We start from the raw sequence: 20,311 nt of genomic DNA on the forward strand, positions 1-20,311 counted from the left end.
CTCCGGTGCTCGAACTCCGCCTGCCCCCACACCTTACGGTGCTCAAGTTCCGTTCCGGAGGAACGTCACATCTTCGGGTACGCATCGTTTATCGCCACGCGGGGGAGTGCGACGGACAACGTCCGGAGCATGAGAAGAACGAAGTTCTTCGAGGGTCCGGGGAGGTGCGACCGAAGGGAGCTTGAGCACCGTCAGGTGCGAAGGGATGCCCCCTCCCGGAAGAGGCATTTAGGGATGGCCTTTGTGTTTTTTCGGATAAGTGAGGCCATTCTGCGGAGATAGCGGACCCACACTGTGTGTATGGGATCGTTGGGGAGCGCAGGCCCCGGCTCGACGAGGTGTTTCTGCCGGATTCCCCCTGAGGCGGCCCGGAAACAATTTTTACTTCCTCTCCGTATTGATGGATGAGGAAGGAGAATGGACTTTTCCGACTGCGTGAAATTCGCAAACGAAAACCCCGTGACCTACATCGCGACGATGGACGGCGACCAGCCCCGGGTCCGGGCGTTTGCCATGTGGTTTGCCGATGCGACCGGGTTCTACTATCACACCGGGACCCCGAAGGCCGTCTGGCAGCAGCTTACGAAGAACCCGAAGGTCGAGCTCTGTTTCTACTCGCCCGAGGGTAGAGGAACGATGATGCGGGTCGCGGGAGCGGTCGAGTTCCTCGATGACGCGGCCTTAAAAGAGCGGCTTGTCAAAGAGCGGCCGTGGCTCCTCCAGATCGGGGTCTCCGGTGCGGACGACCCGAAGCTCGCCGTCTTCCGCGTGGCGCACGGCGAGGCGTACTTCTGGACGCTGGAACAGAACATGCGGGAAGCCGAGGCGCCCCGGGTCAGGTTCTGAACCCCGCCACCCCTCACCAATCTTTCTTCATCGCCTCTGCCTTCAGGTCCTTCGGCATCAGCTCGATCGCGTAGCGGAGCGCCGTCCGGGGCATATCCTTCTTCTTCGCCATGACGTAGGAGAAGACCTCGTCCGTGTGCTTTCTGCTCGCCTCCTTTAGGAGCCACCCGTAGCCTTTCTGCACCAGGTCGTCCGTGTCGGTCAGGAGGAGGTCGGCGATCTCAAAGGCCTCGGCGAGGAACTCCCCGCGCTTCGCCGGCACGATCAGCGAGACCGCCGCCGCCCGCCGCATCCAGCGGTTCTCGGACTGCGTCCAGCGCTTCAACTCCTCGATCTCTTCCGGGTACCGCACGATGAAGTCCCCGACGGCATGGTTGCAGAGACCGTCACAGGTGGCCCAGTTGGTGATGTAGGTCTCGATCCAGTGCCGGAAGACGGCAATATCGTCGGGCTCGTAGCGGTCGGCGAGCCGCGGGGCCCACGCGGAGACGACGAATGCTTCTTCCATCATCCCCGACGAATAGAGTTCCTCGCAGAGCGAAAAGATCTCCTGCTTCTCGCGTGATTTGACCTCCTTCCAGTACTTCTTTGCAATCGAGATTGCGGTTGCAGTCTTCATCCCGTAGCACCGGACCTCCTCCTTGAAGAACCGTTGGCTTTTCTCGCGGATTTCGGGGTCCGCCTGCGCCGCGAACTCCTGCCGTATCGCTTCGACGACCGTGTCCATATGCAGATGTACGAAGCACTGAGAGATAAGCGATGCGGCAGGCGGGCTCTGCTACCGTGCCCGGCGATCCGTTAACCCCCGACTGCCGAGATACCGCTCAATATGCGTCATTTTTATCCCCATCCCGAGCAGGCGCTTGAAGACCTCCTCCCGCCCGACTGCGGCAACCTCGCTCTTCGCCCCCCGCAACGCCTCGACCTCCTCGCGGTACGGGATCTCTCCCCGTCCCTCCGTCAGATCCCGGAGTTCGGCCGCATCGCAGCCGGTAGCGGCGATCCCCTCCTCCGGGCGCATCTCGATCCGGCACGTCCCGGCGGCGTACTCGATCCGCCGCCATCCCTCGTCCCAGTCGATAACCGCCCAGGAGGCCGGGGAGCAGTCGAGGGAGAGGTAGGCCTTCCCGGCGACTACGCCTGCCATCATCCCGTAGTGGCCGGTGAGGATGCAGGCCGCGGGAAGGTCAAAGAGCCAGACCCGGTTCGCGAGAGGGGCGTGGGCCACGACGATATCGACTTCCTCACGGGCCGATTTTGCCATCCTCCTCTCCTTCCCGGTCGGAACGCCGAGGAAGCGTATGCCGCAGACGACCCGCGCCTCCCCCGTGATTTCGTGGATGTAAGGATTCGCTTCCGCTGCCTCCCGGATGCGGAGGTAAGTCCCGAAGGTGTCGTCGTTGTTCCCCTCCACGACGACGCAGTGCCGGCCCGCCGCTGCTAGCTCTCCAAGGAGTCCGAGGAAGAGATCCGTCTCGTCGAGCCCCGACCGCGAGCACCGGTCGTTGGCGGCATCCCCGGCGAAGACGACGATCCCCGGGTCAGTCTCCTCGACCAGGCGTAGGAACGAGGTTTTGTCGACCCGTCCGTCGCCGGGCGCATCCCGCTCCCTTGTCCCCCAGGAGAGAGCGCTGAACGCGAGTATCCTCGTCGCGGGCATGGCCCGGAGTTGGGCGCCGGGGGTGATAGGTCTCGCGGTCGGGCACGCCATCGATAGGTGCGGCGCTCTCCGGCCGTTCAGGCTTTAACCGGTGATCCGCAGCACAACGGCCGTGATATCGTCGAACTGCGGAGCGTCGCCGGCAAACGTGGCGACGGCATCCCGGATCGCTTCCGCGACCTCAGTGGCGGAGCGGCCGGCCGCGGCATCGATGACGGCGCGGAGTCGCTCTTCGCCGAACATCGCCCCCTCCCCGTTCTCCGCCTCGGTCACGCCGTCGGTGTAGAAGACGAGGAGGTCGCCGGGACAAAGCGTGATCGTGACCTCCTCGAACTCCACGCCCTCGAGGAACCCGATCACCGGTCCTGTAGGCTCCAGGGCCTCCGTCGTTCCGTCACGCCGCCGGAGGACGGGCGGGTTGTGGCCGGCGTTGACGTAGGTGAGGGTGCGTGCCTCGTCGAAGACCGCATACAGGAGGGTGACGAAACTGACACTGCCCGCATCTTCGATGATGGTGTCGTTCGAACGGCGGACGGTCTCCGAGGCGGCGTGACACCCGCGGGCGACGGTGCGCACGGTCGTCCGGGAGAGCGCCATGTAGAGCGCGGCCGGCACGCCCTTCCCGGCCACGTCGGCGATGACGAGGGCGTACCGCCCCTCGTCCAGGTCGACGAAATCGTAAAAGTCCCCTCCGACCTCTTTCGCCGGGAGGGTGAACGCGGCGATCTCGCACCCCCGGATCTCCGGGGTCGTGCGGGGCAAAAACGATGTCTGGATCTCGGCGGCGATCCGGAGTTCGGACTCCTTGCGCTCGATCTCCTCGCTGTAGTGCCGGATTCGCTGCACCATCCGGTTGATGCTCCGCTCCAGCCGGACGAACTCCGCCGTGTTCATCCCCCGTATGGTGTGGTCGAGGTCTCCTCCGGCGATGCGGTCGGCATCGTCGATGACGGCTCCGACGGCGGTGCCGATGTAGCGCGAAAGGCCGAAAGCGAGGCCGATCCCAACCAGGGCGGCGGCAAGCCCGATGAGGAGGTAGGTGGCGAGCAGGCGATCCCTGACGGCATCGAGCCGGGAGCGGTCGAAGACCAGTTCCAGCACCATGCTGCCGTCGGTCACCGTCTCCGGGTCACGAAGATCGATGAAGGCCAGCCGGCTCGTCGTACGGTCTCCCTGATTCTCGAACGTCGCTGAGGTGCGGTTCTCAAGGACGCTCATGATCGCGGCGCCCACAATCTCGCCGGTATCGTTTCCGGCGACGATGTTGCCGTAGGTATCGGCGATCCTGACGCCGGCGAGATCCGGGTTGTTCTGCATCAGGATGCGAACGACATCGGTGTAGGAGAACTGTGAACGGACGTCGGAGAACTCGGGAGTATCGATCCCGAGTTCAAGGACGAACCGGTGATCGGGCGACGGGAGGTAGGCAAACTTCCGCAGCCTCCCCGATACGTTCAGGTCGCTATGGTCCTCGATCGAGCGGACGACACGGTCGGCGGCAAACGCGTCCCCTTCGCGGACCTCGGTCAGCCGGGTATAAAACGCCGGGTACTGGCGGAAATCAACCCCCAGCACGTCCGGGACGGTAGAATAACGGATGATGCCGTCGGCGTCGATCACGTAGAGGTCCACCTCGCCCGGAAACCCGGGTGCGAGTTCATCCTTGAGAGCATCCAGATCGATGGCGGAGGGGTCGTTGCCCGCCGCGCTGTACACGCGGGAAAACTCCAGGAGCCCCTCCTTCATGGCGGGCGTGAGATCGTCGTCGATGAGACCGAGCCCCTTATCGACGAGCCGGACGGATGCGACGCCGTTCTCTTCGGTGTACCACCGGAGGGCGTCATACTCCCGGGCGGCATCCTCGCTTGCCTGCAGGTACGAGACCGTCAGCGCGAGAACGATGACGACGACGATGATGAGGGCGGTGGAGGCCGCAAGAATGACCTGGATCGAGCGGCCGGGGTTTTCGGCGCCCCCGTTCAGGTCGTCTGCAGATTTCATCGCCCCTCGTCCGGTGCTTGGACCGCTCTGCCCGGTCAGGCGGTTCGGTCAAGCCGGGTGACCGGTGCAATCCCTAGCGTGGCGTTCCGGAGTTTCGAGATGGGGAGAAGGTGGTGGAGCGCGACGAACTTCCCCGTATCGAGCGTGGTCGCGATCCCTTCTTCGAGGACGCCCGGCCCCACGTAAGGAGCCCCGGTGTACACCGCTCCCGTCGCGTAGATGAAGAAGGGGGCCGCCGGAGCGCCGGGCCGCGTGTAGTAGAGCGGTTCGAGGAGTGCGGGATCGACCGCCGATCCCGCCCGTTCGAGGTCGATGGCGTAGCCGAACGCGATGAGCGTCTCCCCGTCGTACCTCGGCTCGATCTCTGTGGCGGTGGCGTCGTCGGCTACGAGGGCGCCGGGCCTCCTCCCGAAGTACATCGAATGCATCCCGCCGGACGGCTGCCGGTTCTCTGTATCGGCGGCGGCGCGGTGGGCCGCAAGAAGCGAGGATCTAATGTCCGCACTGCAGATGCCCCGGATGGTTCCCCGCAGGAGGAACGAAAAGACGCCGGTGTAATCCGGGTGGTTCCCGCTCAGGTAACCGGCAGCCTTCTCGATGATATCCTGCACCGCGATTCCTTCCGGGCCGTCCGCCGCGATGGTGATTTGTGCGGAGAACCCGCCGTCAAGAGCGGCATGAAAAGCGCTTGCGAGCGTGATGCCGCCGCCCTCGAGGTGACCGGGGAGGAGGTAGTCCGGTGTCTCGTTTCCATCCGCCGTCAGGGTATAGACGGTGCCGCGGATACCGAGCATTTCGCCGACGAGCGGTGCGGCTGCTTCGAGACTCGGGGCGGCTGCCCCGATACCGACCATATATTCGCCGGCGGGTGCGGGAACCGCGGTGATATCCTCTTTCGCGAACGGCCCGAGATGGACTGCCCGGAGGCTGCCTGCGTACCGGAGAGCCGCACCTTCTCCTCCCCGCCCGGTAAAGGCAACGGTCTTCTCATCCCCTTCGGCGCCGGCCGGCCGGAGAGCCGCGAGCGCCGCACCGGCATCGGGGAATTCCTCGATGACCCTCAAAAACCCGCCCATCGAGAATATTTTGCGGGGGTAGCCGCTGAGGCCGGCAACGGCAACCCGACCGTTCCGCTCCCTCATGGTCGCATAGAGCGTCTGGAAGAACCGCAGTCCCGCCGAGCTCATGAAGTCCACGCCGGCCATGTCGACGACGACCCCCCTATCATTTTCATGCATGTAAGAGCGCAGCAGACCGTTGACTTTCTCCGCACCGAATCCGTCCAGCCTCCCGACTGCGGATACCACTATGACATTTCCCTCTCGCGTCGCCTTACAGTCCATGAAACCACAGTAATTCATTCACCGGCCGCAAGAAAAGGATTTTTATTCGATTTCGACACACCATGTGTCGATCACCGGATACCCGGCGAATCGCGGAATTATTGCACGAATCGCCGGTCTCTCGTGTGAGGTATTTGCCGCCCATGGCCCCGCCCGGTGCAGAAGACCTTACGGAAGATACCCGTCCACGTACTCAAGGAACCGCTCCACGACGGCCGTCGAGTAGGGACCATCCTCATACGCTGTCGCGATCGTCAGGCGGCCGCGTAAGGTGGAAGCGATCGTCAAAAAGCTGTACGGCCAGCAGACGCAGGGGAGATACCGGACGTCCTGGAGATCGAGTTCCGTCCCGTCATTGCCGGGGATGGGGAGGAAGTCGCCGGGGTCGAATACCCCGAGGTTGGAGAAGACCGGGTTCTTCAGCCCGGACGCCCCGTACCGTTCGATCATATCGTCGAAGAACGCTCGCACTGCCGGCATCCCGCCCGTCATGATCTCCTCGTAGAAGAGGATGGCCGCGAGCCCGAGGCTTCCTCTCTTCCGGCGGGCCGTTATCGCCGTCACCCGGCCGATAACATCCTCGAGCCGGGCCCCCTCCCCGGCAGAGAGGGTGATCTCATAGGCGATGGAGAGGTTCGTGAGCGGAGAGTCCTCGTAGAGGCCGGGGTACCTCCTCCGCAGATCGGCCGAGGTCAGGAGTGACCGGGGCGCTCCCCGGTCGGAGGGGTCGTCCCGGATCTTCTGGAACGCAAGGAAGAACGCACCGATCAGGACGTCGTTCACCGTGGCCCCGTACCCTCTGCCGAATGCTTTTATGCGCCCGAGCCGCTCGGGCGGGAGCGTCCGGGAGGCCACCCGGGGCGTCCCCCTTCCGGTCCGCTCGACCGGGAAGCGCCACCGGTCGACGAAGGGCTCCTCCTCGGCGAGCGCCTGCTGCCGCTCTTCGTCGGAGTAGAGCACAAGGACTCTGTCCGTGCTCCGCTTGTAAGGGGCGCGGGGGGCCGGCCGGAAACCGGGGTCGTCCACAATCCGCCGGTAGGCCGCAAAGAGGTCCCGGGCAAGGGAGAGGGCGCCGGTGGCGTCGCAGAAGCCGTGGTGGCAGGTTACGGCCAGGAGGTCCCCTCCCCCTCTCCGGTAGAGGCCGACCCGCACCTGCGGCCCGGAGCGGACGTCGAGCGCCGGGGGCAGGTTCTCAACCTGCCTGGCCGGGACGAGGACGAAAGCCTCCTTCCACTGCTCTGCCGGGCTCTCCTCCCAGACGGCCCGGCCGTCAACCTCCGCAAACCTCGACCGGAGATAGGGGTCGGAACCGATCAGCCTCTTCGTCGCCTCCCTCATGGCCCCGGCGTCGACTTCGCCGTCGAGCGCGAAGACGACGTGCATCGTCGGGTCGTAGATCCGTTCGAAATAGACGTTGAAGACGTCGAAGGCGGGTGCGGGACGGCGGACCGGGGAGGGGGACATAGTTTACGCATTTATTGTTTCAGGGATAACTGCTTTCGCGTTCATCGTCGTCCCCGCAACCGCCGCCTGACTACAAACGTTTTTGGGCGTAAACGGTCAGGAGATAACTGAGGGAAGTCCCGATGAAGCGAAAGATCATCGACATTGACGAGGAGAAATGTACCGGGTGCGGGCTCTGCATACCCGACTGCCCGGAAGGAGCGCTCCAGATCATCGACGGGAAGGCAAGGCTCGTGAGCGACCTCTTCTGCGACGGGCTCGGTGCCTGTATCGGGACATGCCCGGAGGGGGCGATCTGCGTCGTCGAGCGGGAGGCCGGGCCGTACGACGAGAAGGCCGTGATGGCAAAGATTGTGCCCCAGGGAGAAGGGGTAATCAGGGCGCACCTCGAGCACCTTCTCGGCCATGGGGAGGAGGGGTTGTACCGCGAGGCCGTCGACTACCTGACCGCGAACGGGATCCCGGTTCCCCGGCACGACACCGCGGGCGGCGGTGCGGCGTGCCCGGGCTCCGCCGCGAGGAGTCTTCCGCGAGGGGAGACTGCTGAGAGGGAGCGTGCCGGACGGATAGAGTCGGAGCTGAGGCAGTGGCCGATCCAGTTGAAACTCCTGAACCCCGCAGCCTCGTACTTCGACGACGCTGATCTCCTCATCTCCGGGGACTGCGTTCCCTTTGCATACGCGGATTTCCACCGTGACTTTCTGCGCGATAAGATCGTGATCTTCTTCTGCCCGAAACTGGATTCGGACGTCGAGGGATACGTCACGAAACTCGCGGAGATCTTCTCGCGACACACGATCCGGTCGATCACGGTCCTTCACATGGAAGTGCCCTGCTGCAGCGGGGTGCGGTATGTCGTGGACCAGGCCCTGAAACGCTCGGAAAAGGAGATCCCGGTGAAGGAGCACACCATCCTGATCAGCGGGCGGGTTGCGGAGGAGGGGGAGGGGACGGTCCGGCGACGGGGTTCCGGGATGGGTCCCGGCCACGGTTCCGGCCTTACCGCCGCGAGACGTACCGGCTCCCCTTCAGGTAAAACCGGAGGGGGAGGTCCACCGCCTTCGTGATCCCGATCCGGGTCGTCTGCACGATCTCCCCGGGAAATCCTTCCGGCCGGCGGCCGGGCAGGCTGTCGGGCGACCGGACCTGAAGGGGGCCGTCGTAAAGGGAGGTCCCGTTCTGGTCCATGGTGATTCCGAGCGCCTGCGTCAGTTTCCCTGGCCCGCTCGCGAGCGAGACAGGGTCGCTCATTCCCCGCCGCGCCTGCATGAGTTCGAGCCCGATACCCGGCTCGAGAGCCCGGATCAGGATCGCCTCCCCTGCCCCGGTCACGACGTTGACGCAGGTGTGCAGGCCGTAGATCAGGTAGACGTAGGCATGGCCCGGCGGGCCGAACATGACGCTGTTCCGCTTCGTCTCTCCCCGGTACGAGTGGGCCGCCGGGTCCCCCCGGAGGTAGGCCTCGACCTCGACGATCCAGCCTGCCGTTGTTTCCTCCTCCCGGTGCACGAGCAGGCATCCCAGCAGGTCCTTTGCGACGGTCACGGTGTCGCGTTCGTAGAATGCAGGCGAAAGGATCATGGCGGTCCCGGGTCCTCTTCAGGGTCTCTCCCGCCTGGCCATCAAGGTTCCGGACGGAAGAGGCTGCTCACTGAATGGGTGCTTCCGGGGGTGTCCCTGCGGCCCCCACAACCCTGGATGCGTACGCGCAAGTCCGCGCCGGGCTCCTTGTCCGTGAGATCGTGCCGCCGGCCATGTCGGCAGGGTCCGGACCTTCTCTCTCCTCACGCCGCAGGCCGGAACCAGCTTGCATATATCCTTGATGGGCAAACCAGTCATTGCCGGCCTCGCTACAGCGGCCGGAACGACTCTCGTGAGGTAACTGCATGCCTGAATTTGCACAACCGTTTGCCGGCAATAATATCGACCGTATGATGAGCCACAACGAACTTATCCGCGCCGTGCGCTATACAATCGCAGCTGAGTTCGAAGCCATTCAACTCTACAACCAGATGGCCGACGCAACCGACAATGAACTGGCCCGCGAGGTTCTGCGGGATATCGCAGATGAGGAGAAGGTACACGTCGGCGAGTTCTATCGCCTGCTCATCGAACTGGACCCCCGGGAGAAGGAGTTCTACCAGAGGGGTGCGGAAGAGGTCGAAGAGGAGATCGAGAAACTCCGGGCAAAGGCGTAGACACCGGCGGGCATCGTAATCGTCCGGGTGATCCGCGCATCCCTTCAACTTTTTTCCTGCGTATTCTGCTGCAGTATCCCATAACATCGGTCAACAGGGCTCTCTGGCGTCCGAGATATGCGGATGAAGGTACCCCATCGTCCCGGTTCCCGGGTCCATCGAGGTCTCCGTCTGGATCATTGCCTTCGGCAGGATCTTCCTGGACCTCGCGAACTCGCTCGACTGCGATTGGGTTTAAGGCGGGCACTTCGTCACATAGGAGGAGCCGTGCTGCCCGCCGGGAATCGCCCTCTGGACAATTCCCCCCGGCTTCTCTGCAGTGACCTAAAAGATAAATACTTGCGGCGCTTCACATTGAATCGTCAACACTACCCACTAATCAGCCCCTATAACAGGTAGGTTTTGGATATGAAGAAAGGATTTGTAACCGATATCGAGACTGAGACGGTAAAGAACACCGATTTCCGCAGGGTCCTCTATACGAGCAATTTCAGCCAGCTCGTGCTGATGCGGCTGAAGCCCGGCGAAGAGATCGGCGCGGAAGTACACGACGACGTCGACCAGTTCTTCCGGTTCGAGGAAGGTGAAGGGGTTGTCGTGATCGACGGCGTTGAGCACGCCGTCAAGGACGGCAGCGCCGTGATCGTGCCGAACGGTGCGAACCACAACGTGATAAACACCTCAAAGACCGCCGACCTCAAACTCTACACGATCTACTCGCCGCCGGAGCACCAGGACAAGGTCGTTGCAAAGACCCGCGAAGAGGCCATGGCTCACGAAGAGCACTTCGACGGGAAGACGACGGAGTAACTCTTCCTCGAACCACTTAAAAAGTCCTTTTTTGACCGCTGCTGTCTGAGTCGTGTCGCGGGGGATCGTTTTCCAGTCGTTGCGCCTTATACCGCAGGCACCCGCCCTGGACGGTGAGATCCCTTCAGTCCCGTTCGATCTCGCCGCCCGCCTCGCGGATCGTCGTCTCGATGTGCTCCAGCAGACCGGCGTCGTGGGTGGCGAAGTCCAGCATCGGAAATCCTCCCACGAGGGGGATGGGCTTGAAGATCGCGAGCGGTGCCTTTCCTCCCCTCTCCGGGTTCTCGCCCGGGGCAATGACGGCGGTCGCTCCGTCTCCCCAGACGGCGAGGTTCCCGTAGCCCTGTGCGTCCCAGATCTTTTTGACGAGTTCACGTGTGTGCAACATTGTCTGTCCCGGTAAAGATGAAGCGTGAGGAGGGCATCAACCTTCCGGCACTATCGTGCCGCAACGCATGGATGCCCGGGCCGCCCCCCTACCTCACCGGCGGAGCCTCGGGTTCCCCGCTCTCCGCCGAAGGCGTCTGCTCTCCCGTAAAGAGGTGGTCGACGCCAAGGATCGTGTTCACCCAGGCCCAGTCGTCGCTGAACTGGACGACCATCAGGACGATGAGGGTGAGCGGGACGGCAAAGATCATCCCGGCAACGCCGAGCGCCCATCCCCAGAAGATGACGGAGAGAATGACCACGAGGGCGGGGATATCGAAACGCCTCGATGCGAAGTGAGCGAAGATCGGGTTCTCCACCAGCGCATTCAGGATCGCGACGGCTGCAATCACCGCGATCGCGCCCCAGATCCCGAACTGCAGCCATGCAAAGAAGATCGCCGGGAGTGCCGCGACGATCAGGCCTATGTAGGGGATGTACGAGAGCAGAAACGTCAGCACTCCCCAGAGTGCGGCCGCGTGCACCCCCGTGACCCAGAGGAACGTGCCGAAGAGGAAACCGTGGACGAGGTTTGCCTCGGTCCTGACGATGACGAAGTCGATCAAAAACCTGCTCATGCGGGAGAATCCCTCGACACTCTCGGATCTGTTCGTCACTTTCTGTATGCGCTCGGGCATCCGCGGTGCCTCAAGGAGCATGAAGATCGTCGTCACCGCTATGAAGAAGAGGTAGAGGAGGAGGTCCGCGATGCTTATGGCGGACGAAGAGAGGAATCCGGCGAACCCCTGCAGGTTGACCGAAGAAGGAGAGAATGAGCCCGTATCGATCCCGTATCTATCCAGGAGTGCGACGATCTCCGATAGCCTGGCGGTCAACTCCCGCTGGTAGAGGGGGAGATCCGAGATCAAACTTTCGAACGAGAAGAAGACGAGGTAGCAGATCAGCAGGACTGCAAGGCAGGCGATGACGGCGACCACACCGACGGCGGCGAGTTCCGGCAGACCCCTGGAGCGGAGTGCTTTCGCCGCGGGATAAACGATCATGGCGAGGATCAACGATACGACGATGATGGTGATGATATACGCAATCGCCTGGATCCCGATTATGAGGAATACTGCTGCCGTCAGAAGGAGCACGGTGCCCGCGGACCGGGGAAAAGCTGGGGTTTCTGTCATCCTGAGTGACGTGTTTTGATGGCAACTATATTAATGCCGCGAAATGCGCCGGAGGCGGGGAGACCGACGGATCAGGCAACCACCGCGTTTAGCACCCGTCGCCGCGCCCCCTGTACCGTGTGCCGGGACAGGGCCCGGTGACGCACCCCTCCTCGCCTGCCCGCATGCCGCGGCCGGTCCCGTCTCCGGCGTCGGGAGGATGTCTGCCGGAAGGATCGGGGGAGTCAACATTAAGACACCGCAAGCGTGATCCGTATCCACAGATGATTCTCACCCTCGACCTCGTGCTTGTCGGCATAGCGGTGCTCTTCCTGATCAGCATCGTTGCAAACAGGTTCTCGGAGCGGCTCGGTGTCCCCGCGCTTCTCATCTTCCTCGCCGTCGGTATGCTGGCCGGTTCCGAGGGCCCGGGCGGCATTCCGTTCGACGATCCGGCGATTGCGCAGGTCATCGGGGTCATTGCCCTTGCGTATATCCTCTTCTCCGGCGGCCTGGACACCCGGTGGGAGCAGATCCAGCCTGTTCTCTGGCCGGGTATCGCCCTCTCGACGATCGGTGTTGTCCTGACCGCAGCCCTGCTCGGCGCGTTCGCGGTCCTGGTCCTTGGGTTCCCCCCAATAACGGGCCTTCTCCTCGGCGCGGTCGTCTCGTCCACCGATGCGGCGGCGGTCTTCTCTGTTCTCCGAACGGCGAAGGCCCGGCTTCAGGGGAACCTGCGGCCGTTCCTCGAGTTCGAGTCGGGGAGCAACGACCCCATGGCGGTCCTCCTCACCACCGGCATCATCGCCCTGATCCTCACCCCGGCTTCATCGATCTTCGCTCTCGTCCCGATGTTCGTGCAGCAGATGGCAGTCGGAGGCCTGCTCGGCTACGGAATGGGCGGGGCCATCGTTTTTCTCATTAACCGCCTCAAACTGGAATCCGAGGGGCTGTACCCGGTGCTCACCCTCGCCATGGTGCTGATGACCTACGGGCTGACCGCCACTCTTGGAGGAAGCGGGTTCATTGCGGTCTATATTGCCGGGCTTGTCATGGGCAACAGCGTCGTCCTCCACAAAAAGAGCCTGATCCGGTTCCACGACGGGATCGCGTGGCTGATGCAGATCGTGATGTTCCTTGCGCTCGGCCTTCTTGTCTTCCCTTCGGCGCTCGCAACGGCGGTTGTTCCCGGCCTTCTTGCCGCCATCTTCCTGATCCTGATTGCACGGCCGGTTGCCGTCCTGCTCACGCTTCTGCCCTGGAAGATGCCGGTGAACGAGAAGGTCCTGGTCTCCTGGGTGGGGCTGCGGGGTGCCGTCCCGATCATCCTCGCGACCTACCCTCTCGTTGCGGGAGTGCCTAATGCGGAGACGATCTTCAATATGGTCTTCTTCATCGTTCTTGTCTCGGCGCTGGTTCACGGGACATCGATCCCCTCCGTCGCACGCTGGCTCGATCTTGCCGCTCCGCTCGAGGAGGCGCATGGACTCTCCCGTGAGTTCGAGGTGGACCCCGATACCCCGAGCGAGCTGCTCGAGCTGGTCATCCCATCGGACGCCCCGGCGGTGGGCAGGCAGGTCGTCGACCTCGGGCTGCCGAAAGGCGCCCTCATCATCCTGATGCAGAAAGGGGACGAACGCTTCGTCCCGGGCGGCAGCACCGTCATCGAGGCCGGGGATACGCTCCTCCTCCTGACGACGGACGACCTGGCGGAAACGGTCCGCGCTACCCTCATCAGCGGGGAACGGCCGGGGAACGCCGCCGCAGAAACGTGATGCACGAACATAGCGCCGTCCTGTGTTCGGGACAGGGTAAAATCCTCTCCCCTGCACGGCACCCTTTCCGTAGTGGAATTCCCCCGGAAAGCACGGCCGGGGCGGCCCTGGCACCGTAGCTATCTCACGGCACCCCCGGAGCGATCCGGCCTGCCACGAGCCTTTTCCGGCTTCGAGTTGCCCGTGATCTTCACCGGGATCCGTCCGGGTGCAACCAGATATGTCCACTTTTATAATAGCATTTAAATATAATGTGGCGTTTACTCCACGCGGGGATTGTATGAGAGAACCCCGAGTACCTGTAACCTATCTGATAGTTTTCGTTGTGGCGGTCATCTCGATTGCCGTGATCGCCACCGCAGCTCCTCAGGCTGGAACCTTCACGAGCGGCGAGCCGGGCATGCCCGGTCTCAGCAGAGCGCTTGAAGTTTTCCCGAATAACCTCTCACATGCAGACATATCCGGCAATCGGATCGTCTATAGCGATTATAGAAACGGCAACTGGGACATCTTCCTGTTCAACCATACCTCGGGCAGGGAGTACCAGCTCACGAACGACTCCTATGACCAGATGAACCCAACAATATCCTGCGACCTGGTTGCCTGGTACGACAACTCAACCGGAGCGTGGGACCTCGTTCTCCTCAAACTCCACGGCGAAGATGCTGCCTACCAGGTCTGCACGGGCCCCGACGAAGGACGGCCCGGCTGTCCCGCGGGAGTGGTCTGTCCGCCGGTCTCCACCCCAACACCTACTTCGACCCCCACCCCGACACCTGGGCCCGGCAACTGCTCCTGCACGGCGAACTTCACCTGGAACCCGCAGAACCCCGGCGTCAACACTACGGTTAACTTCACCGGGAATACCACGATCTCGGGGGATTGCGGGATCGAGGCATGGGCCTGGGACTTCGGCGACAACGGGACTTCTCCGGAGCAGAACCCCAATCATGCGTACGCTCAGCCGGGAACCTACGCGGTCAGGCTGAACGTGACCCTCGACGACGGTACGGTGTGCAACACATCGAGGGACGTCACTGTCTCGCCGCTTCCCCCGGACAACTGTTCCTGCACGGCGGATTTCACCTGGGACCCGCAGAGCCCCGGCGTCAACGAGACGGTTGATTTCACTGACGAGACAACGGTCTCCGGGGACTGCGCCATCCAGGCATGGGCCTGGGACTTCGGTGACGGGGCGACCGGCGAAGGCGAGACCGCCAGCCACGCCTACACCGCGGAAGGAACCTACACGGTCAGCCTGAACGTGACCCTCGACGACGGTGGGGCGTGCAACACCTCAAGGGACGTCACCGTCTCGCTGCCTCCCCAGGAGAACTGCTCCTGCACGGCAAGCATCGCGAAAGACCGCGACCAGGCCGACCCTGAGCAGCCGGTTGCCTTTACCGGTTCGGCTACGGTCGACGGGGACTGCAACGTCCAGACGTGGGCCTGGGACTTCGGCGACGGGGCGACCGGTGAGGGCGAGACCGCGAGCCACGCCTACGCCGCGGCGGGAACCTACACGGTTACGCTGACCGTAACGCTTGACGACGGCAGCACCTGCCAGGCAACGACGGATGTCACGGTGGTTGTTCCTCCGGAGCCCTGCTCCTGCTCGGCAAGCATTACGACAGACGGGAACTCGTTCCACGGCGAGGTCGATATCCAGGGCGACTGCTCCGTGACCGACTGGGCCTGGAACTTCGGTGACGGGACAACCGCCAGCGGCCAGGACGTCACCCACGATTACGCGTCGGAAGGGACGTATACGGTCACGCTGGTCGTGACGCTCGACGACGGGAACACGTGCCAGGCAACAAGCCAGGCCTTCGTGGTCTTCTGATACGCCTGCAAAAAGCGGCGGGGAGGCGAATCTCCCCGCCCCTTTCTTCTGGTGATACGCGGGGTCACACCCCGACGACCGCAGCCTCGATGGTCTCTTCTCCGAGGTTGTCGGCGTGAACCTCGTCCCTGCTTAAGCACGCGAGGGCGACGACGGCGAGCGAGACCGCGAAGACGGCGACGAAGACCAGGTCGAACCCCGCGGCAAGCACGTCTATCCTGATATCCGCCGGAGAGGACGTCGTTACGTGGCGGTGCGACGCGACCGTGAGCATCGCCTGGATGAAGAGCATGCTGATGAAGGAGATGCCGAGGGTTATCGGGCCGGTACGCTCCACGGAGATGAGGCTTGAGACCATGCCGTGCCGGTCGCGGGGGGCCATGTTCATCACCATGTTCGTGCCTGGCGAGAGCATGAGGCCGAGACCGAACCCCACGGCGGCGAGTGCGCCGCTGATGTAGTATATCGTGCTCTCTGCCGAGAAGAGGTGGAACATCAGGTATCCGGCGGAGACTGCGAGCGCGCCGGCAATACAGAGCCTCCTGTTCCCGATGCTGTTGATCAGCATGCCGGAGAGGAAACCGCTCGCCATCATGGCGAACGAGAGCGCGGTGAGGACGAGCCCGGAGGTCGACGGGTCAAAGCCCTTCACCAGTTCGAGGAAGAACGGGAGGAGGTAGTTGACGCCGCCGAAGAGGAAGTAGGAGAGGGCGAGCATGAGGTTGACGTAGAGGAAGTTCCTGTTCGCAAAGAGCCGGAAGTCGAGCAGCGGGTCGGCCGTCTTCTGCTCGTGGAGGACGAGATACCCGAGCGCGACGCCTGCAGCCGCGAGTGCCGAAAGAATCGCCGGACTGGTCCAGCCGAGCGCAGACCCTTCGCTGACGGCGTAGATCAGGGACCCGAGCCCGACGAAGATCAGAACCGCCCCGAGCCGGTCGAACGGCGAGGGCGTGCCGGTTGCCGTCCGGCCCGCCGGTATCGCGTAGGAGCCGAGCAGGATGGCCGCGAAGCCCACCGGGACGTTGATGTAGAAGATCCAGTTCCAGGAGAGGTACTGCGTCAGGACGCCCCCGAGGATCGGGCCGGCCGCGGTCCCGAACGCCGCGAACGTGGTCACGACCCCCATCGCCTTTCCCTTCATCTTCATCGGGAGGAACGCCGCGACCAGGGCCGGGGCGATGGCGGCGATCATCGCCCCGCCGATCGCCTGGAGCACCCTTGAAGCGATCAGCGTCCCGAACGAGTCGAATACCTCCGGGAAGAAACCACAGAAGAACGAGCCTGCCGTGAATACACCGAACCCGGCGAGAAATACGGTCTTGAAACCGATCCTGTCGGCAACCTTGCCAAAAACGAGGACACAGCCCGTCAGCACCAGCAGGTATGCCGTTGCAACCCAGCTGACCGTCGTCGAGGGGAGGTCGAAGATCGTCGAGATCGTGGGAAGAGCGATGTTCACGATCGTCCCGTCAAGCGACGTCATGAACATCGCGAGAGCGACCGAGACCATGAGCAGTGAGTATCGCTGCTGCGAGGCGTTGCCGTCCGGTGAATGCATATGGAAATCTGCCTGCTGATAGGGTTAAGATTTTTTGGAACGGACGCGCCGGAGATCCCTGATTTCAGGATGGTGGCGGGAGGATCGTGTGTACGGAGATACGCGGTTGCATGCCGGTATTTCGCTGAAGTGAGCGGAGCACGGGGACAGGAAGACGGCGAGGTACGTTATGGCATGTACGGGGGGAAGAGGCGACCTGTTGGGATTACTCCTCCCATGACCGGCCCTGCAAGCAGCGTGAGGGCAGAGATGCCGAAGGCGGCCGGCGTAGGTGGTTACCTTTCCGTGAGCGCGGAGATTCCGCGCTCACGAGCAGGGGTCTCGCTCCCGCTTTGCCGGTTTGAGCGTGAACCTGAATGCCGCCCCTTCTTCCGGCCGGCCGGGCACGCGGTCCTCGATCCAGATCTTTCCTCCGTAGCGCTCGGTGAGCGTCCTGCAGATGAAGAGCCCGAGCCCGTCGCCCTTCCCCCGGGCCTTCCCCCGCTCGAACCGGTGGAAGAGCTTCTCCTTCGTATCGTCCGGCACGCCGGGTCCGTCGTCCTCCACCGAGATCAGCACCTCGCCGTCCCGCTCTTCCGCCCGGACGACGATCTCCACGTCAGGTCCGCCGAACTTGACGCTGTTGCCGATGAGGTTCGTAAAGACCGTGGAGAGGAGGTTGTCCGCCAGGACATCGAGCGGGGGAACTTCCTGCCGTATCGATGCTCCGCGGAAATTTCCAATCTCCTCTTCTATGACCGCGTTGAGACTCACCGGCGCAAAATCCGCTGATTCCGTATGGATCCGCCGGAACGTCGCCACGTTCATGAGGATCTCGGTGCTTCGCGCGATGCTGTCGTGGAGTTTTTGAGCGTAGGCCTTCTCGGGCCCCTCGAGCAGGTCGAGCATGAGATCGGCGTAGATGCCGGAGACGTTGTTCGCGTTTCTGATATCGTGCGTCATGATGTCGAGATACAGGTTTGCCTCCCGGTGCGCCTCCTCGAGGCTTGCGATCAGCCGACTTCGCTCCTCCTCGGCCTGTTTTCGATCGGTGACGTCGCGTGCGTTCACGATGAACCCCCGGGCGCTCCCCTCCCGGAGCAGGTTCGCACCGGTAACGTCGAGGTATATCCACCGCCCTGCAGAGTCCCGGACCCTGATCTCGAAGGTGAGTCTCGCCGATGGCTGGCCCGTCCCGGTTCTCATCGCCTCCAGCACCGCCGGCACATCGTCCGGATGCGTGAGGTCGAGCACGTTCGTGCCGATGAGGCCGTCGGGGTCGTAGCCCCCGATCCGCTTCACCGAGGGGCTCGTATAGGTGATGCACCCGTTCGTGTCGAGAAGGATGATGATATCGGACGCGTTCTCGATGAGAGAACGGAAATGCACCTCGCTCTCCTGCAGGACCCGGTTGAGATGCGCCAGTTCGTTGCTCTTCTCCTGGAGTTGCTCGGTGGTGCACTGCAGTTCTTCGTTCTGGGCCTCCATCTCTTCGGCGAACTGCTGCAGCTGTTCCAGGAGTTTCTGCTTCTGCGCTTCCGCCCGCTTCATCTCCGTAATCTCTGTTCCGACGGCGATGGCTCCGGTGATGTCTCCCTGCGCGTCCCGCAGGGGTGTCTTCGTGAGATAGAATGTTCTGTCGCCGGCCGCTTCTTCGAAGGTCTCGGTGGTCCCGGTCTCCATAACGCGCCGCTCGTTGGCAACGACAGGCCCGCCGACTTCCTCGCCGAGGAGTTCGATTGCCGTTCTGCCGAGCACTTCGCTGGCCGGCCAGCCCATCATCCGGAGCACGGCAGGGTTGCACATAACGAACCGGTTCCGGCGGTCTACAGCGTAGATAGGTGCCGGCGTATTCTCGCAGATGGCGTTGAGGACGGCATTGGCTTTGCGCAGTTCGTCCGTGCGTTCGATAACGCGCTCCTCGAGCGTCTCGTTCAACTTCTGCAGCGCTTCCTCGGCCCGCTTGCGCTTGGTTATGTCGATACCCACCTCCAGGATATGGAGCGAACCGTCCGCTTCGGTGAAGGGGAAGTCGAAGATATCGTAATCGTGGCCGTCCGGCCCGGTCCACTCCCAGTGGTGGGGCGCCTTCGTCTTCATGACGCGGTAGGACTCGCAGTTCTCGCAGGGCTCCGTGAGTCCGAAGAGGTACTCATAGCAGCGCCGGCCGCCGGACTCGCCGAACCGCTCCCGGAAGAAACGGTTTGCGAAAGGCACATGATAGTCCGGCGAGAGCAGCACCACGTACGCCGGCAGCGTCTCCAGGACGTCGTAAAGACGTTGCCGCTCTGTTCTCACCGCCTCCTCCGCCCGGGCTCGCTCGGCGATCTCCGCCTGCAGGGCTTCGTTCGCCTCCCGGAGTTTGAGGGTGCGCTCCAGAACGCGCGTCTCCAGTTCGTCGTGCGCTCTCTGCAGCGCCTCTTCGGCCTGTTTGCGTTCGGTGATGTCCTGGCCCTGGGCGATGACCGACGAGACCGTTTTCCGATCGTCCCCGTACACGGCGGCGGAGTTCCACAGGACGGTCCTGATCTTGCCGTCCGCCGTGAGTATGGGGATCTCGACGGTCTCCCACCGCTCCCCGGCGGTTGTCTTCCGGATGAGATTCATCAGTTCTTCCCGCCTGGCTTCGGGGAAGAGGATCTCCGGCGACTGGCCGACGACCTCGCCCGCGGTCCGGCCCGTCAGCCGCTCGAAGGCGCTGTTGAACCTGGTGATCCTGAGGTCTGCGTCCCAGACGATGATGGGCGCGTTGGCGTACGCGATCAGGTTCTCCAGGTGCTGGGTCGTCTCGCGCAGAGAACGTTCGCTCTTCCCCAGTTCGTCCAGGTTCTGTCGCAGTTCCTCCTCTACCGTCGTCAGGTCTTCGTAGGCATCGTTGAGTTCCCTGTTCTTGCGGACCAGTTCCCGTTCGATGCGTTTACGCTCCCGCGCATAGCGTATCGATCGCACGAACGACGAACCCGTCAGCCGGCCCTTCACGAGATAGTCCTGCGCCCCTTCCTGGAGTGCCGCAAGGCCGGTCTCTTCGTCGTCAAGCCCGGTCAGGACCACGATGGGGACGTCCGGTGCGTGTCTCCCCACGGTCCCGACCGTATCGATACCGCGGCTGTCCGGGAGGTTCAGGTCGAGGAGGATGAGATCGATTCCTCCCTCGTGCAGGATGGAGAGCGCGGACGAGAGATACTGTGCGGATTCGATCTCAATGTCGAGCCCCGGGGAATCTGCGAGCAGTTCCCGTATCAGTTCCAGGTCTGCCGGGTTGTCCTCGACCACCGGCTCTGTTGAAACCCTCT

General features: G+C 63.1%; 16 protein-coding genes. 6 read left to right on the forward strand and 10 right to left on the reverse strand.

All coding sequences use genetic code 11. From position 1 onward, the window contains the following. Window positions 1–417 precede the first annotated feature (417 nt). A complete protein-coding gene (locus BRA62_RS03320; protein WP_292364802.1) occupies window positions 418–846 on the forward strand; it encodes a pyridoxamine 5'-phosphate oxidase family protein in 429 nt (142 codons plus the stop codon). A gap of 13 nt (window positions 847–859) precedes the next feature. On the opposite strand, the gene BRA62_RS03325 is transcribed toward BRA62_RS03320, so the two are convergent. The 5 genes from BRA62_RS03325 to BRA62_RS03345 all read right to left on the reverse strand — a co-directional run bounded on the left by BRA62_RS03325 (window position 860) and on the right by BRA62_RS03345 (window position 7,314). After that, window positions 860–1,573, reverse strand: a complete 714-nt coding sequence (locus tag BRA62_RS03325) for a DNA alkylation repair protein (protein WP_292364804.1) — start codon at window positions 1,571–1,573, stop codon at window positions 860–862. Window positions 1,574–1,624: 51 nt separating this feature from the next. Continuing rightward, a complete protein-coding gene (locus BRA62_RS03330) occupies window positions 1,625–2,557 on the reverse strand; it encodes a metallophosphoesterase (RefSeq protein WP_292364806.1) in 933 nt (310 codons plus the stop codon). 33 nt (window positions 2,558–2,590) lie between these two features. Continuing rightward, window positions 2,591–4,507, reverse strand: a complete 1,917-nt coding sequence (locus BRA62_RS03335) for a PP2C family protein-serine/threonine phosphatase (RefSeq protein WP_292364807.1) — start codon at window positions 4,505–4,507, stop codon at window positions 2,591–2,593. Window positions 4,508–4,542: 35 nt separating this feature from the next. Next, window positions 4,543–5,868, reverse strand: coding sequence for an STAS domain-containing protein (locus tag BRA62_RS03340; protein ID WP_331519442.1), 1,326 nt, complete (start codon window positions 5,866–5,868; stop codon window positions 4,543–4,545). Window positions 5,869–6,018: 150 nt separating this feature from the next. Beyond that, the gene (locus tag BRA62_RS03345; protein ID WP_292364809.1) at window positions 6,019–7,314 is read right to left on the reverse strand and encodes a condensation protein; all 1,296 of its coding nucleotides are present in this window, start codon (window positions 7,312–7,314) and stop codon (window positions 6,019–6,021) included. A gap of 122 nt (window positions 7,315–7,436) precedes the next feature. On the opposite strand from BRA62_RS03345, the gene BRA62_RS03350 reads away from it, so the two are divergent. Then, on the forward strand, window positions 7,437–8,381 hold the full coding sequence (locus tag BRA62_RS03350) for an ATP-binding protein (protein ID WP_292364810.1): 945 nt from the start codon (window positions 7,437–7,439) through the stop codon (window positions 8,379–8,381). Here the strand turns inward: BRA62_RS03350 and BRA62_RS03355 are convergent. Beyond that, window positions 8,314–8,895, reverse strand: coding sequence for a DNA-3-methyladenine glycosylase (locus BRA62_RS03355; RefSeq protein ID WP_292364811.1), 582 nt, complete (start codon window positions 8,893–8,895; stop codon window positions 8,314–8,316). The genes BRA62_RS03350 and BRA62_RS03355 overlap by 68 nt on opposite strands. Window positions 8,896–9,200: 305 nt before the next feature. Here BRA62_RS03355 and BRA62_RS03360 point away from each other — a divergent pair, with 305 nt between their 5' ends. Both BRA62_RS03360 and BRA62_RS03365 read left to right on the forward strand, forming a co-directional pair. Beyond that, window positions 9,201–9,512 (forward strand): ferritin family protein, encoded by a 312-nt coding sequence (locus tag BRA62_RS03360; protein WP_250988134.1) that lies wholly within the window; start codon window positions 9,201–9,203, stop codon window positions 9,510–9,512. Window positions 9,513–9,920: 408 nt separating this feature from the next. After that, entirely contained in the window at window positions 9,921–10,322 is a 402-nt protein-coding gene (locus BRA62_RS03365; protein ID WP_292364814.1) for a cupin domain-containing protein, read from the forward strand. 124 nt (window positions 10,323–10,446) lie between these two features. On the opposite strand, the gene BRA62_RS03370 is transcribed toward BRA62_RS03365, so the two are convergent. After that, window positions 10,447–10,710: a hypothetical protein gene (locus BRA62_RS03370; protein ID WP_292364815.1), complete on the reverse strand. Its 264-nt coding sequence runs from the start codon at window positions 10,708–10,710 to the stop codon at window positions 10,447–10,449. An 88-nt stretch (window positions 10,711–10,798) separates the two neighbouring features. Then, window positions 10,799–11,884 carry an AI-2E family transporter gene (locus tag BRA62_RS03375; RefSeq protein WP_292364817.1) on the reverse strand — a complete coding sequence of 362 codons (1,086 nt, stop codon included), beginning with the start codon at window positions 11,882–11,884 and terminating at the stop codon, window positions 10,799–10,801. A gap of 263 nt (window positions 11,885–12,147) precedes the next feature. Between BRA62_RS03375 and BRA62_RS03380 the strand changes: the two genes are divergently transcribed. Beyond that, complete coding sequence (locus tag BRA62_RS03380; protein WP_292364819.1) at window positions 12,148–13,638, forward strand: potassium/proton antiporter; 1,491 nt, start codon at window positions 12,148–12,150, stop codon at window positions 13,636–13,638. Window positions 13,639–13,918: 280 nt separating this feature from the next. Continuing rightward, window positions 13,919–15,481: a PKD domain-containing protein gene (locus BRA62_RS03385; protein ID WP_292364821.1), complete on the forward strand. Its 1,563-nt coding sequence runs from the start codon at window positions 13,919–13,921 to the stop codon at window positions 15,479–15,481. Between the two features lie 64 nt (window positions 15,482–15,545). Here the strand turns inward: BRA62_RS03385 and BRA62_RS03390 are convergent, their stop codons facing one another. Next, window positions 15,546–17,039 carry a DHA2 family efflux MFS transporter permease subunit gene (locus tag BRA62_RS03390; protein WP_292364823.1) on the reverse strand — a complete coding sequence of 498 codons (1,494 nt, stop codon included), beginning with the start codon at window positions 17,037–17,039 and terminating at the stop codon, window positions 15,546–15,548. A gap of 306 nt (window positions 17,040–17,345) precedes the next feature. Then, a partial coding sequence (locus tag BRA62_RS03395; protein WP_292364825.1) for a PAS domain S-box protein occupies window positions 17,346–20,311 on the reverse strand: 2,966 nt, incomplete at its 5' end.

The organism is Methanoculleus sp. UBA208, from assembly GCF_002498065.1.
In the GTDB taxonomy this organism is placed as follows: Archaea; Halobacteriota; Methanomicrobia; order Methanomicrobiales; family Methanoculleaceae; genus Methanoculleus.